The 15,295-nt window shown below is 64.4% G+C and carries 11 protein-coding genes, 1 tRNA gene and 1 pseudogene; 1 reads left to right on the top strand and 12 read right to left on the bottom strand.

The window, feature by feature from the left end; translation table 11 throughout:
* Positions 1-67 precede the first annotated feature (67 nt).
* Positions 68-556: a hypothetical protein gene (locus V6S02_RS09480; RefSeq protein WP_336400633.1), complete on the bottom strand. Its 489-nt coding sequence runs from the start codon at positions 554-556 to the stop codon at positions 68-70.
* A 93-nt stretch (positions 557-649) separates the two neighbouring features.
* Positions 650-763: pseudogene (locus V6S02_RS16960) on the bottom strand (DUF2510 domain-containing protein); the annotation flags it as partial.
* 188 nt (positions 764-951) lie between these two features.
* Here V6S02_RS16960 and V6S02_RS09475 point away from each other — a divergent pair.
* Positions 952-1,176: a hypothetical protein gene (locus V6S02_RS09475; protein WP_336400632.1), complete on the top strand. Its 225-nt coding sequence runs from the start codon at positions 952-954 to the stop codon at positions 1,174-1,176.
* A 92-nt stretch (positions 1,177-1,268) separates the two neighbouring features.
* On the opposite strand, the gene V6S02_RS09470 is transcribed toward V6S02_RS09475, so the two are convergent.
* From V6S02_RS09470 to V6S02_RS09425, 10 genes are all read right to left on the bottom strand, one after another.
* Positions 1,269-1,973 (bottom strand): hypothetical protein, encoded by a 705-nt coding sequence (locus V6S02_RS09470; RefSeq protein ID WP_336400631.1) that lies wholly within the window; start codon positions 1,971-1,973, stop codon positions 1,269-1,271.
* Between the two features lie 449 nt (positions 1,974-2,422).
* Complete coding sequence (locus V6S02_RS09465) at positions 2,423-2,740, bottom strand: type II toxin-antitoxin system PemK/MazF family toxin (RefSeq protein WP_336400630.1); 318 nt, start codon at positions 2,738-2,740, stop codon at positions 2,423-2,425.
* Positions 2,737-2,994, bottom strand: a complete 258-nt coding sequence (locus V6S02_RS09460) for a hypothetical protein (RefSeq protein ID WP_336400629.1) — start codon at positions 2,992-2,994, stop codon at positions 2,737-2,739. The genes V6S02_RS09465 and V6S02_RS09460 overlap by 4 nt, the downstream gene beginning before the upstream one ends.
* 354 nt (positions 2,995-3,348) lie before the next feature.
* The gene (locus V6S02_RS09455; RefSeq protein WP_336400628.1) at positions 3,349-4,425 is read right to left on the bottom strand and encodes an HNH endonuclease; all 1,077 of its coding nucleotides are present in this window, start codon (positions 4,423-4,425) and stop codon (positions 3,349-3,351) included.
* Positions 4,426-4,563: 138 nt separating this feature from the next.
* Positions 4,564-7,626: a hypothetical protein gene (locus tag V6S02_RS09450; RefSeq protein WP_336400627.1), complete on the bottom strand. Its 3,063-nt coding sequence runs from the start codon at positions 7,624-7,626 to the stop codon at positions 4,564-4,566.
* Positions 7,627-7,863: 237 nt separating this feature from the next.
* Positions 7,864-11,250 (bottom strand): DEAD/DEAH box helicase family protein, encoded by a 3,387-nt coding sequence (locus V6S02_RS09445; RefSeq protein ID WP_336400626.1) that lies wholly within the window; start codon positions 11,248-11,250, stop codon positions 7,864-7,866.
* Between the two features lie 201 nt (positions 11,251-11,451).
* Complete coding sequence (locus V6S02_RS09440; RefSeq protein WP_336400625.1) at positions 11,452-12,393, bottom strand: restriction endonuclease; 942 nt, start codon at positions 12,391-12,393, stop codon at positions 11,452-11,454.
* Complete coding sequence (locus V6S02_RS09435) at positions 12,390-13,559, bottom strand: restriction endonuclease subunit S (protein WP_336400624.1); 1,170 nt, start codon at positions 13,557-13,559, stop codon at positions 12,390-12,392. Before V6S02_RS09435 ends, V6S02_RS09440 begins: the two co-directional genes overlap by 4 nt.
* A complete protein-coding gene (locus tag V6S02_RS09430; RefSeq protein WP_336400623.1) occupies positions 13,556-15,040 on the bottom strand; it encodes a type I restriction-modification system subunit M in 1,485 nt (494 codons plus the stop codon). Before V6S02_RS09430 ends, V6S02_RS09435 begins: the two co-directional genes overlap by 4 nt.
* 133 nt (positions 15,041-15,173) lie before the next feature.
* A tRNA-Arg gene (locus V6S02_RS09425) sits at positions 15,174-15,245 on the bottom strand.
* Positions 15,246-15,295: the final 50 nt, after the last annotated feature.

Here is a 15,295-nt window from a genome sequence, read left to right as displayed (position 1 = left end):
GCCCGGCGAACCGCGCAAACTGGCGACTCGGCCGCCACCCACCCTGCTCGCCCGGGGCAGGCAGGCGCTACCTGGCCGGCACGGGCGCGCTGAACAGGCTTGCTACGAATTGCTCGGGTCGATACGCGGTGCCATGCTCCACGACCACGTCGTCCCGAGCGCAGTAGTAGGCGGCGCGGAGCCGCTCATCATTGCGGTCCCACCCTTCTTGCCGGACTAGCCACGTGCGCCTCTGCGACCGCTCTGTGAGGAGGGCGATGATTCCGCCTGGAATCCACGTCACGAACAGGCTAAGGAAGCCGGCCATGAATGCGCCGACGCCGCCTCCGGAGCTGACGGCGCTCCACACTCCGATCGCGGCGGCAAGCCCGAAGGTCCATGCCAGAAAATGAGTCCGCCAAGGGAAGGTGGGTCGCGGTGGCGGGGTGAGCCGCGCCGAAAGCTGAGTGATGCTGTCTGAGCTGAAATGCGTGGTGTCCACGCGATTGCGGCCCTCGCGCCTCGCGTAGGTGACCGCGGTACCCTGCGTCGCGCTGGTTCCTTCACCGATGATCACGGAGACTCTCCGCATCTGATCGCTCGCATGACAAACGGGACAAGTCACGCCCGCGGGCTGAGACGAGGCTAGGGGCACTGATGGCGTCGAGTGCGCCGAGCGTGTGTGAGGTGTCCAGGTCGTGCCATCCCACCACTGTTCAACCCCGGGCTGTGACGGTTGGCCGTACCAACCCGCCGGCGGCAATTGAGGCCCACTACCCGACACTCTGTCCTCCGTTGGCGCGAGCACATGATGTCGCCCGATCAGGCGAACGATACCGCGGGTCCCATCGATCCCTGGGAAAGGCGCGCGGTTGGTCAGCGCCTCACCGGAGCTGTTCGCATCGAGTGCATGCGACGTTGCGTTGAACGACCCTCTTACGCTTGGCGGTATCGGGATGAGACTCTACGTCAGTGGAGAGCATCGAATGGTGGCCGTCCTTGGACGCGACGACGAAGGACTGGCTGATCGCGCACAATGGTGAGGCGTTGCCGGCTGACGTGGTCAGCAAGGTTGTCGCCGCCGGCGGCATCGTCACATCGAACGCTTGGTGGATCGGCGAGGACGGACCTGACGGCTTCCTATCCGACGAGGCAGTGGACTGGATCGAAGCCGTGGGGAACGCCGAAGAGCCCTGAACCCGTGCGCTGAGGGACCGGCTTGCGCCCCCTGGGGCATCTCGTTCGCCGCAGCCGGAGTCGGCTGGTCCGGACGACAGTCGGCTCACTCTCTACAAGTCGTGCCCATCCGCACGGGCGTCCAGGATCCATTGACGCAACGGCGGGATGATGTCCTTCGCGGCGCTGAGCACTCTGATCTCTGCGCACTTTCGATACTGCTTCTTCATGAACTCGGATGCCGCTTGATACTCCATCGACTTGTTCGTGTCTGAATGCCAGACCATTGCGTTGAGATACGTGTTCGCGTAGTCGAAGTCGGTCGCAAGGCCCTCGGTGGCGATGCCAGACGGCGAGCGACCCGGCGGCCCGATCCTAACCTGCTGCGAGCGCTCCTCGCCGGCAACAAGTCCGGGTGGTGCCACCTCGAAATTGCCGAGGTAAACAAACGCGTGGCGTTTCCAGGCAGACAACCGCTGCCGAGCTTGCTTGAGACGTCCGCGCAGCGCCACATGCTCCCGCTCGATCTGTGCAGTCAGCTTGCTTAGACTCACGGGATCATCCTCGAGGAAGATGATCGGCCGCATACGAGCGGCCATTGCCAACCAGTCGTCCTCGGGGAGCACTCGCGGGTCGAATCCGGTAGCACTGATCTCACCAGTTTGAATGTCCTTCCGCATGCGCACGGTGAACTGCGCGTCTTGCCCAGCCAGCGGATTGCCGGCGATTCGCTCTGCCCTCTCCATGAAGTTCGCGACGTTGGCCTTGAGTTCTACGCTACTTGGGCCACATCCGGGTGGTTCGGTAGCAGCAGTCATGCCCCAAGTGTAAGAACCATGTGCTAGTTCGCCGCGATCCAGACACGCAGGGCGCTCTCGCCAAGGCTCTCGGTCGTACGGTCGCCGGCGTCGACTGGAAGATCGACGGCACGGCCTCGAACTTGGACCAGTTCCGCACTGCGAACGAGAAGCCGCTGGACTCAACGTGAGGGAGGTGAAGCTTCTTGGCGACTATCAGCGCGAGCCCGTCCACGTCGCTGGGGGTGCCGTCGGTCCTATGAGCGCCTCGAGGCGGGCGAGAGCCCTGCAGCACTATCTGCAGAGCTCCGAGGCGTCGAACAGGAGCGGCGCACCTGCGGCAATTGCCTATAGAGTTCGCTGCAGACGGCCCGTGAAACGTGTGGCTGGCTGAAGTGCACTCGCGATGCGGCAGTGAGGCACCAGCTTTCGCCCACCCGAGCGCGGTGGGGCCCTTTGGGCTCCTTGGGTCAGAGCTCGATGTCGAGGTAGCGGGCGACGACGGTCATCAGCGCGCGGTAGTCGTCGTGGGAGAGCAGGCCGACCATGTCGCCGACGTAGCGTTCATCGATCGAGCGGATCTGGTCGACCAGCAGGCGGGTGGTCTCGCCGACGACCTCCACCTCCGGGCGCACCACGGACGGCTGGGCGCTTCTCGAGGTGGGGACCACGGTGACCACCGACAGTCCGATGTCGGTGGGTGAGACCACCACGCCGTACCGTCTGCCGCCCTGCTCGTGGCCGCGCGGCTGGCCGAGGTCTATCTGGTAGACGCCGCCGCGGATCACCAGGCGTCAGCTTCGGCGTTCAGGTCCTCGTCGGCCAGGCTCGCGGCCTCGCGGCGCAGCTGGTCCTCCCACTGCTCCTGCTGGACCCGGCGGATGCCGCGACGCAGGACGTCGGTGACACCGGCTCGGCTCTCCTTCATCAGGCTGACCAAGATGATGGCGTCCTCGGCGTTCACTCGCATGGTCACGCCGGCGCTCTGGGTCTTGCCCTCGATCACATCTAGGAGACGCTGTTCGGGCGTGATGGTAGCCATAGCCCCAGTGTAATACATCTGTATCACGCAGGGGTAGGCGGCGAGTGGTAGGGCCGCGCCGCTCGCCGAATCTTGGCCCGTTCCGCATACGGGCAAATTCTGCTCGAGATCGTCGACATCGCTTCAGAAAAGCCAACGCACCGACCAGTCTCCATACGGAGCGCACTCGCCGAGTCACGAGCGGCGGCAGCCGGCCGGGCGGCTTCAAGCTGTCGATATGGGCACCTGCGCGACGTGGTTCCGCATCCATTAACCACTTCGCAATTGATGGGCTCTGTAGTGCAGTTGCGTCTGTCGGCAGCGCCCGGCCGTTGCTCCTCCGACGAGCAGGTTGGCTCCCCGCAACATTGCCCATCATTGCCCGGCCGCGTGCGCCCTTGGCTCAGCGGAGAGGCTCGGGTCGAACGAGCGGATATTCAAACTACGACCGTTCCTGGGGTCGCCGCCTCGAAGTTCACTCTTGACCCGCTCTTTGATGTCGCTCAGGTCGTAAGCCTTCGGGAACATCTCCCATATGAGCGGCTCGTACCGTGGGTGCGAAGACCACATCCCCCAAAGTGGGTCGCCCTCGATCATCTGAAGGGATCCGTCGTTGAACCTGTACAGCGGGAGGAGTTCTTCGTTGACGGCTGTTACAACGAGGTTGATCGAACGGGTCAGCTCGTGGATTAGCGCGCCAGTCACGGCGTCATTGATTCCGAACTCGGAGATTGCCTCGGTGTATCTCTGCTCGCCATCGGCGCCGCCGAACCAGATTTCCTTATGCCTGCGCCGGATCGTGTAGGTATCACCGTCCAGGACAAACGAGTCCAAGATGTGCTTGACCAACAGGTCAAGCACCGCTCGATGCGTCTCAAACGCGGCGGAAAGCTTTGGGTACTGCGGCGGCCAGACGACTCCTGCCAGCCAGCTGGCTGTTTCGGCGAGTGACTGCCATTCCGAATTGCTGAGGTAGGGGTGTACCCAGTTGAGACGACGCGTGAGGTCCTCCCATGCCGCCAGATCGAGGGCGGCTTCCCAGCGGTCAATCCGGGCGGCCAGCGCCACCTCGAGCTGTTGTCTGTCTTTCGAGTCGTCGCTCATGGCGGCATCCACCTTCGCCTCGTGCGTGCTCTTCATCGACACCACCTTGGCGACGGGCCACGCACGGCCGTTCTCTTTATCGATGACGGTGTGGTGGGTGGGACAAAGGAGAATGAGATTCGCGTATTCATTGAGATCCTCGGTCGGATAAGACGGATCGTGACGCGGTCCCGTGACTTTCGACGAACGGATGTGCGCCTCTTCGCCGACGACACGCTGGTGCATGCCGAGCTCCTGGCCCGGGGATTCGAGATTGCTGACCAAGCGCTGGCTGCAGCCACCAAACGCGCACCTGTTGCCGGCGTTGCCCCACAACATTTTCCGCACCTCAATGCGCAGGTTGACCACAGTTCCCCGTTCTCGTGCGATACCACGTCGATGCGAACCCATCGTGCTTTAGGGTATCGACGGCGGTGGACAAGTCGTCGCCCTCGGAGCGACCGGCTAGCGGGCGGCTCCGGACAGAACCCGTATCTCGACTTAGAGTCAAGCTGGGGTGAGATCCGGATCCGCCTGACCGATGAGGGCATCGTGCGAGGTGTCGTCCTCCCAGTAGCGATACCGCACGCCGAGAAACTCAAGGAGAGCGTCTGACGGTATTGGCCCCACATGGATCGTTAGGCCAAGGGTTGTCATCCCGGCCGCGGCGGCCGAGGCGAGGTGGAATCGCAGTGCCTCCTCATCGAAGTAATCCGCAGTTAGGACTGGATCCGTCGTGAGTGCTGGTGTGTATGCCAGATTGATGAACTCTTGTCGTTGAGTGTCTGTCATCTGCCGGGTGAGTGTCATTCCTCGAGACGTCGCGCGGTGGTTGATGACGATGTTTGCTGTGGCGATCAGCAGGTGCCAGTCGAGCCACCCCTCCGACTGGAGGCGTTTCGCAGTGCGGGTGAACTCCGCGTTGGCAAGCAAGGATCCGAGGGTTGGGCCGATCACCGCAGGGAGCGTCTTGTAACGGTAGGCAATGTTCTCGAGGATCTTCTCGCGGTTCTTCTCGTAGGTTGAGGCGAGATTCCTCGGCCATTGCATTTCGGCGCTGGGATTGACGAGGTCGAACGGGGCCCTCCAGCCGATGGGCAGCTCGGGGCGTTGAGACATGACGCGGATCTGTTCGGCGGTAAGGAAGTCGGCCAATTCGTCGTACGGGCGGACGATTGCGGACTTGTGCATCAGACCGCCAACGAACACTTTCTCTATGAGGGATGAGAAGTCTTGTTGGGAGAGCAGGGATTTGCTAACGAGGAAGTGCATGACGGCGCCGACGGTCTCTAGGTGTATCGCTTCGGGGTCGCAATCTGCAGCCGGGGTGAGGTGGAGCTTCCATGTTCCAGCTGATGTTTGTTCGACGGAGCCGGCACCACCCTGACCGTTGGTCGCGTACGCGTCGACTTCGATGCTCAGGGTTCCGCGGAAGAAGTGTGCATCGTGTCGTGCGAAGTCCGCGAGGACGACTTGAGCGGCGGCGACGAAACGTTCAGTGACCAGGACCGCCTGACGAGCGTTCGGGCATCGAACCGACCAGGTCAATCCGAGCGCGCTCCAGTGATACTTACGCTCCGGACCAACATCGCTGAAGAGCCGCCCCATCCCGGATCTGTCGGTGATCTCAGCTATTTCCTTCTCAGTAGAAGCAGGGAGTTCGCTGACCGCGTTGAGCATGCCTGTGATCACTGGCATCAGCCCAGAAGGCTCGAGGATCGACTCGAGCAGCGGCACGAGGGTTGGGCGAACCGTGTGCGCGGCGCGGAGAATATGACACTGGTCCTGCAGCATGTTCATGAGTGCAGGATGACTGCGAAGGCTCATTGGGTCGTCAAGGTAGGCGTGCTGGGCGAGCACACCCAGATAGAACGTGTGCGTGGCGGTCAGAGACTGGCCAGCGTGATGGTCGCAAGTGGCCGCGACGAGGAGGCCCTCCGCCATGTACCGGTTCAGCGACGGGTCGGTTGCACCACGGGCTGCAACGGCGGCTGCGAGCGCGTGCTGCTTGGCCGCGTGTGGAAGGTTCAGCTGGTAGTAGATCCTCGCTGCAAGCAGCAGCATGTTGATGCCACCCTCGATGGTGTCGCCGTGCCACCAGTTGATCTTTGCTGCATGAATTTCGTGGAGCGCGTCGAGGAGTCGTCCTTCACCGTGGAATTGGAAAGCGCGATCAAGTGCACGGTCGCCGCGCGCTCCTTCGCCCTCCACCCGCTCTATAGCCGAGTCCAGACCGTCACGCACACGCTCGTACTGGGGGTGCTTCGCCAACTTTGTTGTGTACAGGCCGAAGATTTCGGCGGTGTCTTTGACCGGGAACAGTGGTGTGTCTTCGAGGATGTCGACGAGAGCGCCCAGCGCGGTCATGCCTTTGTCAATGTCGATCAGTTCGACGTTGGACAGGTCTGCCGATCGGATTCGGTCGACAAGCCCAGCCCTGGTTCCGGAGAACGGAATCGCCTCACCGCCCTCATGACCCAGGTCAGCTGGATACTTCTGGTGCAGCGCTAGGTATGCCTCCTGCGACAGTAGGAGCGCCCGCATGTTCGGGTACGGGTCCGTGGCGAGCTGATCGTCGATGCTGTTGACAAGGGTCTGGTGCCAAGTCTCGAGCTCGGAGCGTGAGGTATCCGTGACGCCCCGGAGCATGGCTCCGTAGCCAAGGTCAAGCAGCATTGTCGCGTCGCGAACGATTCCTGGGTCGTCAAGCGTCTCGGGGACAAGCGAGAAAAATGCTCGTACGTGCCTGTCTGCAGGGCGTAGCGTCTTGGTGCCCCGCATCGTTGCCCACGCGATTTCGAACTGCGCGCGGACAGTAACTTCGTCGCTGTCGGCGTTCTCAAGGAGTGTTTCTGCGAAAGCGAGCCACTCGGGTAGATCAGCTACGAGCGACGGGTCTGTGCTTGCAGATCGGAGTCCATCACGCAGATCGATGAGGTCTCCGAGGCTAGAAGCGGGGAGCGTACGGGCCCGCCACCGGGCCAAGTCGTCCTCGTACCAGTCGGGTCGCGGGGTAGCGGATGCTGGCCGCTCCGGGGCAAGCGCCGCTGGCAGGTGGAGGTAGTCGACGGCGAGGTGGTACAGGTCGTGCTCGGCGAGCTCTTTAGAGATCGCGAGGGCATCCCAGATGTCGAGCGCGATGTTGTGATCAGCCCGTGCATGCTCCTGCAGTTCGTGGCGCTTCCCGACTGCGACGGGAGTCAGGGTGAAGTAGACGACGCGATTGACAGTCTCACCGCGACCGCAAATCGACTGTATGTCGGACCGGATCTTGGTCGTGACGTCACCTTGCTGAGTCGTGCATGCGAGGACGACGTTCTCGTTGGTGGCGCCGACGATAAAGAGCGATGTCGGCCCCTCCTCATTCATGAGGTTGGTCCAGTAGCTTTCCGCGTCACGTCCTTGGTCACCGCCGGCCGCAACGGGTCCGGTTGCTGGCATGAGGTTGGTGGCGATGCGCTTTCGAGCGAGCCCGAGACTAATGATCTCGAAGTCGTGGTGTGAGTTCGTCTCCTTGAGCGTACTCAGCCCAAAGCGGATGCGTGCCTCAAGCTCTGCCCGGCTGGTCATGAGCCAATAATCTCCCGACCCACGGACAAACCGTTGCGTTCGAAGGATTGGATTGACGTGATCGCGATGGGCGCCGACGACAAACGAGTTCGCGGCAGCGCTCGGGATTCGAGACGTCGATGATCGCGCGGCAGAACTAAGTCCGTGCTCGGCGCCGAGGGTAGAGCGACGCGCGCCGACACGGCAGGGCCCGGCCACGGCACCGCTAGCGCACACCGCCCGGTTAAGGATCCCTGCTCAAGCACTCGCGGTTTTACTCGGCTTCGCCGATTCATCAATCCGCCGCAGGCGAGAGATCAAGTCCGTTACTTGAGCGTCGCTGAAGAGTGCGTCCGGGCCCTCAGGTGCCAGACCATCAAATGGGTCCTCGTACAGCCGCCGCGGATCCAGATAGCCGGCGATGGTCAGCTGTTGCACGACGAGGTCGACGAACGCGTGCTGCCGGTGAGTGAAGCCCGGCGCCGAGACGAAGTCGGCGAGAGCCTCCTCGACGGCAGAGCGTTCCATGCCGACGATCGAGCGGATGAGCCGGCCGAGTCCACCGGCGTCCGCCGCCTCGTCGCGCAGCTGCGCACCGTCGACGACACCGGCCGAGGTGAGCGCCTCCTCGAGCTGAGCGAGGTCGACCGCGGTGAGTGGTCGACCCGTGCGCAGCTTGTGCAGCGCCACGTCCGACCGGCCCGAGAGGAAGCCGAAAAGCTTCTCGCGGAACGCGCGGCGGTTCAGGCCCGGCACGACGCGCGTGAGTACGGCCTCGCGCGCAGGGTCGAGGGTGTCCTCGAAATCTGAGTACACGATCGCCTGATTCTCGCGTCCGATGAGGCGCACGAGGTCGCGGAGCTTGGCCCGCACCCGCTCGAGCATCACCACGTTGAGGTTCTCCCACCACGTCGGGTCGACGAGAGCGTCGATCAGTTGCGCCTGCGCGCCGACGACCGGGATGCTGCGCTGATCGCCGAGCGCCTGAGCGATCCCGACGATGCGCGACACGACCCCCGCGGGCACGGGCTCGCCGCTCGCCACCGCGACCTGAGCGTCGAGGACGAGCGCGTCGAACCGTTTGGCGGCTTCGTCGGTGTCGTGCTCGGCCGCCGACGGCAGGCCCGCGAGTTCCGCGGCGGCCTCGACGTCATCGGCGTCGAACGTTTCCCACGCGCGCGGGTCCCCGAACCGCTCCACCGCGCGCAAGTGGCGCCGCACCAGGAAGTTATCGCGGTTCATGCCGGCAACCGCGGTGTGCAGGCGCCCGGCGATCGCCGCGCGGAGGGCGGCGGCATCCGTCTCGTCGACATCGCGCAGGGCCGCGAGCAGGCGTGTGCGCTGGAGGAAAGTGCGCTCGGAGAGCGACAGCGAGCGTGCCGTCGGCGCTTCGGACAGCTCCTGGTTGAAGAAGTCGATGTTGCCGCAGACGTCGAAGATCACGAAGTCCCGCTTGTCGTCGCCTGGACCGTAGAGGTCGGGGCGCAGGCGCGTGCCGCGGCCGACCATCTGCCAGAACTTGGTGTGCGAGTTGACCGGCTTGAAGAAGACGAGATTCACGACGTCGGGCACGTCGATGCCGGTGTCGAGCATGTCGACCGAGATCGCGATCTGCGGAAGCTTCGCCGGGGTTGAGAACGCGTCGATGAGCGTCTGCGCGTACGGTCCCGCCGCGTAGGTGATCACACGCGCGAACTCGCCCCGAAGTTCGGGGAAGTTCGCGTCCCACCGCGACTCGATGAACTCCGCGTGCCGCTGATTCTTCGCGAACACGACAGTCTTGCCGAGCACATCGCCGCCGCCCACGCGACGTCCTTCGGTCACGAGCACGTCGAGCACCTTGTCGACGGTGTCGGCGTTGAAGAGCCAGCGGTTCATCGCGGCGGCGTCGATCGCGTCGGGAATCTCGCCGTCCTGCCACTCCAGCTCGTCCCACCGCTCGCGTTCGGCCTCGCTCAGGTCGGCATAGCGGATGCCGCGCGTCATGAATCCGAGATCGATAGGCCGCGCCACCGGAGGCACGAGGTAGCCGCCCGCGATCGCATCGTCGAGTTCGAACGCGTCGGTGGGCACCCCGTCGTCGAGCTCGAACAGCCGGTAGGTGTTGTGGTCGACGTCGGCACGCGGGGTCGCGGTCAGACCCACGATGAGGGCATCGAAGTACGAGAAGATCTCGCCGTAGCGGTTGTAGATCGACCGGTGCGCCTCGTCGACGACGATGAGGTCGAAGTACCCCGGACCGAAGCGGCGCAGCTCGTCGCCGCCCGCATCGATCAGGCCCATCACGGTCTGGTACGTCGAGACGAACACGCGCCCATCGCTGTCGCGGTCGGTCACGAGGTTGACCGGCGCACTATCGGGAAGGTGGGTCTTGAACGCGCCGACCGCCTGGGTGACCAGCGCCGTGCGGTCGGCGAGGAACAGCACCCGTTTGACCCAGTTCGCCTTCTGCAGCACGTCGACCAGCGCGATCACCGTGCGTGTCTTGCCGGTGCCGGTGGCCATGACGAGCAGCGCGCGGCGGCGCTTGTGCTCGAACGCTTCGGACACCGCGCGGATTGCGCGAAGCTGATAGGGACGCTCGACGATCGTGCGATCGACGGATGCCGTGGCGAGCGGCTTCAGCGAGGCGCGGCGCTGGATCGCGAGCGCGAGCTGATCCTTCGTCATGTACCCGGCGACGGCGCGCGGCGGGTAGCGCCGGTCGTCCCACAGCCAGGTCTCGAAACCGTTCGTGTAGTAGATCAGCGGGCGCTGCCCGAAGTCGCGCTCGAGGGCATCGGCGTAGATCTCGGCCTGGAGCCTGCCCTCTTTCGCGTTCTTCGTCGTGCGCTTGGCTTCGACGACCGCGAGCGGCTTGCCGTCGTCGCCCCACAGCACGTAGTCGACATTGCCGTTGCCCGACGGGCTCGGGATGCCGGTCACCACCCATTCGCGATCGCGGGCGTCCTCCAGTGCCCAGCCCGCTTCGCGCAGCTGCAGATCGATGAGGTCGCGCCGCGTCTCGGCTTCGGTCGCGATCGTCGGGTCGGGGATGCCCAGTTCGGCGTTCACGACCTCGTTCGCCGCCTTCGCCGCGGCGGCTTTGGACTGCAGTCGCTCGAGCTCCTCCTGGAGCGCCGCGTTGCGTTCGCGCTCTTCGGCCAGGGCGCGCCGTGTCTGATCGAAGTCCTCCTGCGCGCGCTCGAGCTCGGCGCGGGTGCGCTGGATTACCGCGGCCGGCGCCGGCGGAACCTTGGCGAAGTCGAAGGGCGGCGGGCCGGCGGTATCCGGATCACCGTAGCCGTGGTCGAGCCACCGGCAGACCGTGTGCAGCTGCTCGAGCGACCCGCGGGCACGACCGAGCGGCATCGCCTCTTCCTTGTGGACGGCGTCGTTGCCGATCGTCCGCACGATGCGCAGGCTCCCCGCGACATTCGGGCCGACGGTCGCCCGGAACTCGCTCTGGGCGGTGAGATTCGCGAACGAATCGTCGTAGGGGCGCGAGAGTGCTTCGGCGGCGTAGATCCACTCGGTGAACATCTCGCCGGCCCGGCGGGTGTACGTTGCCGACGCGCGCGGGTCGCTGCGTAGGTACGACTCAGCGCGGGATGCGGCCTCCCAGACTTTCGGCCAGCGATCCCGGACGAAGTCGAAATTCCCCAACGTGCGGCCCCCTGCGACAGGCTCAGCCCCTGCCTTCCGTCATGCTAGCCAACAGCGGCTGCCCGGGCGTGCGAGAACCGCTGCGCGGTTCCCGGTCCTCGAGCGGGCCTGTCGCTGTCTTGCCCGGCGCCGGCCCCTCCCGGGCATGGCACCGGTGGCTCGAGTCGAATCCGTGAGCGCTCCGCTAGCCGCGCGTGGTGCTCACTCGCCGGCGAAGAAGTCCTCGTCGACCTTGACGATCTCGATCTGGCGGGCGATCTGTACTCCCACGCGGTGTCGAATCATCAGTTCAGTCAGCCGATTGCCGTCGACGAGTGCGATTTCTTGCGGAACCCGCTGGGCGGCGTCAACGGCTTCGGCGCTGAACCGGCTTGTCGTGAAGAAGACCCCGACGTTCGCGCCACGCGTGGCGAGGGCCCCGACGAACTCCTGCACCTTCGGTCGACCGATTGTCGCCTCGGCGTAGCGCTTGGCCTGCACGTAGATCTTGCTGAGCCCGAGTTCATCGCGGTCGATCACGCCATCCAGGCCCCCATCACCGGAACCTTTGAGCGGCGTCATCCTGCCGTCGCGGCCGTAGCCCATTTTCACGAGCAGTTCGCGGACCACGCGCTCGAAATCGTACGGGTCGCTCTCTTTGAGGCGCGTGAGCAGGGTGGACTTCGTGTCTTCGTTGATCAGCCGGATGCCCGAGCTGATCAGCTCATCGGGGTCGGTCTCGTCGAGGTCGACGATCGGCGGAGCGTCATCGCTCGAGGTCGTCTTGCCCTTGACGGGCACGTAGTCGTTGTAGGCCGGGAGTGACTTGATGACGTGCTCCGAGATGTCTCCCGGATGCTGCGCCAGCAGGTCGCGGCCAGCCTGAGTGATGCGGAACTGCGCGCGAACCGGAGCCTCGATGAGCTTGGCGCGACGCAGCGCCGAGGTAGCCCATCCGATGCGGTTCCAGGCGCGCAGCTGACCGGAGTCGAGCACCTCTTCGAGCTGTTCTTCGTTGAGCCCAGCGCGGTCGGCGATCGCCCGCTCCATGTCACGCTTGCGCCAGGTCTGCCCGTCGGAGAGCACTTCGAGCAGCGGGCGGATGAAGCCCGGCCAGCGGGGGATCGTCGAGACGGGCGTGTAGGCGGATGCTGCGTCGGTCACAATTCTCCTCGAAATGCGCGGTGCTGAAGGGAGGCGAAAAGGGTTGCAAATGCGTCGACCCGACGCGCTGATGTCGCCTCCAGCGCTTCGGATCGATCGAGTCGCTCTCTGAAGGCCGCGATGGCGACCTTGGACGGCACCCTCACAGGGAAACTTCGCAGTTGACTCGAGTTGATCGTCGCGATACCCGTCGTCTGCTTGGCCGCGCGCAGGAAGTAACGCTTCCCGTAGTCACTACCGATCTCCCAGCTCAGCCATGTCATGTCTATAGAAGGATCGATCCTTCGGACGCGGAATACGTGGTTCTGATGAATGCTGACCGGAAGTTCCGAGTTCCACACAACGCCGCGGCCGAGCTTGTCCGGATCGCCGCCTTCAGTCAGAAGCAGGTCATTCGTGAGGAGCCGATATCGCTCAATCTCCGCTTCGCTGGCTTCGATCGTCTTCACGTTCGACAAGTCGAGACGTTTGTCCTGGACGTTCGCGACGGTCATGTACGGAACCTCGACGAGCCCAGCCGGGGGCGCCTTGCGGCCTTTCGTGATGCCCGAGCCAACCGTGGCGATCTCGGAGAGCGGCACGACATCTCTGCCACTGAGAGTCATCTCGAGTTCCCGGAACGCGGACTCGGAAATTGACGCGCTCGCCCGGGTGAGTCTCATGGCTGTCGAGCGGACGGCGTCGGCCTCGTCGAGGATCGCGGCGATGCGGCGCTGCTCAGGGAGGGGGGGGAGGGGCATCTCGAGGGACTGCAGGAATGACACCGGAACGCGCCGCTGCCCAGCGCTGCCGGTCATACGGAGCGTCCCATTCGCGCGGACCAACGAAGTACGGAGATAGTGCAACGCATAGCGGTCGTGGAGGGCGTCCGCGTGAGGCCGAACCACGTGGAACTCTGTTGACCCCCAACCGAGCTTCGTGGGAAGGGTGGCTTGAGCGATCTTTCCGTTCTCGAAGCACGGCGTGATCTTCGCGACCAGGATGTCGCGGTCTCGAAAGGGCGTGTATCCCGACTTGAGATCTCGGGGCTCGACGCGGATCCCTGTCGAGGTCGTACCGTTCTCGGAGACGTCCGCCATGCCCAGGAACGTTCCTGGCTCGATGTTCGAGTCGCTTCGTGGGTTCAGCGACGCCAGCCTTCCCAGCGGTACTGTCTCCCAGGTCACGCGAGCATCTCCCGCAGACGCTTCAGCCCGTCCTGGATCTCGACCTCGATCGCGTCGAGTTCGTCGAGGATCTCGGCGGGTGAGCGGTGCTCGACCTCCTCGATCTCGAGCTCCTTGTAGCGGTTCAGGCTCAAGTCGTAGCCGTTGTCGACGATCTCCTGTTTCGGCACGAGGAAGCTCTGGTTGGTGCGAGAGCGCGCGGCCTCGGCATCCCGCGCCCGCCAGCGCGCGACCACATCAGGCAGGTCGTTCGCCTCGATCGGGGTGCGCTTGTCGTCGAGGGTCATGCCGTCGGCGCGCACGTCGTAGAACCAGACCTGATCCGTACCGCCCGACGAGGTCTTCGTGAACAGCAGGATCGCGGTCGAGACACCGGTGTAGGGCTTGAATGTTCCGCTCGGCAGCTTGATGACGGCATCCAGCTTGTGATCATCGACGAGGAGCTTTCGCACCGCCTTGTGGGCGTTCGACGATCCGAACAGCACGCCCTCGGGAACGATGACGGCCGCGCGGCCGCCGTTGCGCAGCATCCGGATCATGAGAACGAGGAAGAGAAGCTCGGTCTTGCGAGTCTTAATGACCTTCTGCAGGTCCTTCGCGACCGTCTCGTCGTCGAGCGAGCCCGCGAACGGGGGATTGGCGAGCACGAGCGTGTAGCTGTCGTCGCTGGGGTGGCCCTCGGTGAGCGAGTCAGCCCGCTCGATCGTCGGGTTCTCGACGCCGTGCAGCAGCATGTTCATGCTCGCGATGCGGGCCATGGCGGCATCCGAGTCGTAGCCGGTGAACATCGGGCCGTTGAAGTGGGACCGGGTGGCGGCATCCGACCAAATCTCGGGGTGGTGCGCGCGCAAGTATTCCTCGGCGGTCACCAGGAAGCCGGCGGTGCCGACCGCGGGGTCGATTATGCGGTCGTCGGGCCGGGGCTCGGTGAGGTCGACCATGAGCTGGATGATGTGCCGCGCGGTGCGGAACTGGCCGTTCGTGCCGCTCGTCGACAGCTTCATGAGCATGTACTCGTAGATGTCGCCCTTCGTGTCGCGGTCTTCCATCGGAATCTCGGCGAGCAGGTCGACAACCTTGGTCAGCAGCGCGGGAGTCGGAATGGTGAACCGCGCATCGCGCATGTTGCGGGCGTAGCTCGAGCCCTCGGCGCCGAGGCGGCGCAGCCAGGGGAAGACGTGCTCGGAGACGACCTCGAACATCTCGGCCGGCGCGAAGTTCGTGAACCGGCTCCACCGCAGGTCGGCGTACGGACGGCGTCCGGGCGCGTCGCTGTCGTAGCCGTCGGGGTAGACCGGGTTCTCGACCTCTTCGCCGAATCGGGCGGCCTTCTTCTCGGCGAGCAGCTGCAGATCGTCAAGGCGCTTGATGAACAGCAGGTAGGTGATCTGCTCGATCACCTCGACCGGGTTCGCGATCCCGCCCGACCAGAAGGCGTCCCACACCTTGTCGACCTGACGCCTCAGTTCACCCGTGACCACATCTTCTCCCTACCAGCCCCAAACGTTCCCGCGGTAACCGCGAGGTGCGTGCGGATCTTCAGCTGAAGACTGGTTAAGAGCCGGATGCGCTCCGATGATTACGGATCCTCAGGGCCGAACCCTCACCACAACGTGCCCCTGGAGGGACTCGAACCCCCAACCGTTTGCTTAGGACGCAACTGCTCTTCCATTGAGCTACAGAGGCTGGCGAACAGAGTCTATCCGCCGACGACAAGGGCCCCGGTGCGTGTGCAC

It is taken from the genome of Microbacterium sp. CCNWLW134, assembly GCF_037083565.1.
In the GTDB taxonomy this organism is placed as follows: Bacteria; Actinomycetota; Actinomycetes; order Actinomycetales; family Microbacteriaceae; genus Microbacterium.
This window is presented reverse-complemented; position numbering and strand designations above follow the sequence as displayed.

Coding starts and splice junctions, on each gene's coding strand:
- V6S02_RS09450 (WP_336400627.1), bottom strand. CDS start 7,626: ATGACCAGCCGGGCAGAGCTTGAGGCACGCATCCGCTTTGGGCTGAGT.
- V6S02_RS09470 (WP_336400631.1), bottom strand. CDS start 1,973: ATGACTGCTGCTACCGAACCACCCGGATGTGGCCCAAGTAGCGTAGAA.
- V6S02_RS09460 (WP_336400629.1), bottom strand. CDS start 2,994: ATGGCTACCATCACGCCCGAACAGCGTCTCCTAGATGTGATCGAGGGC.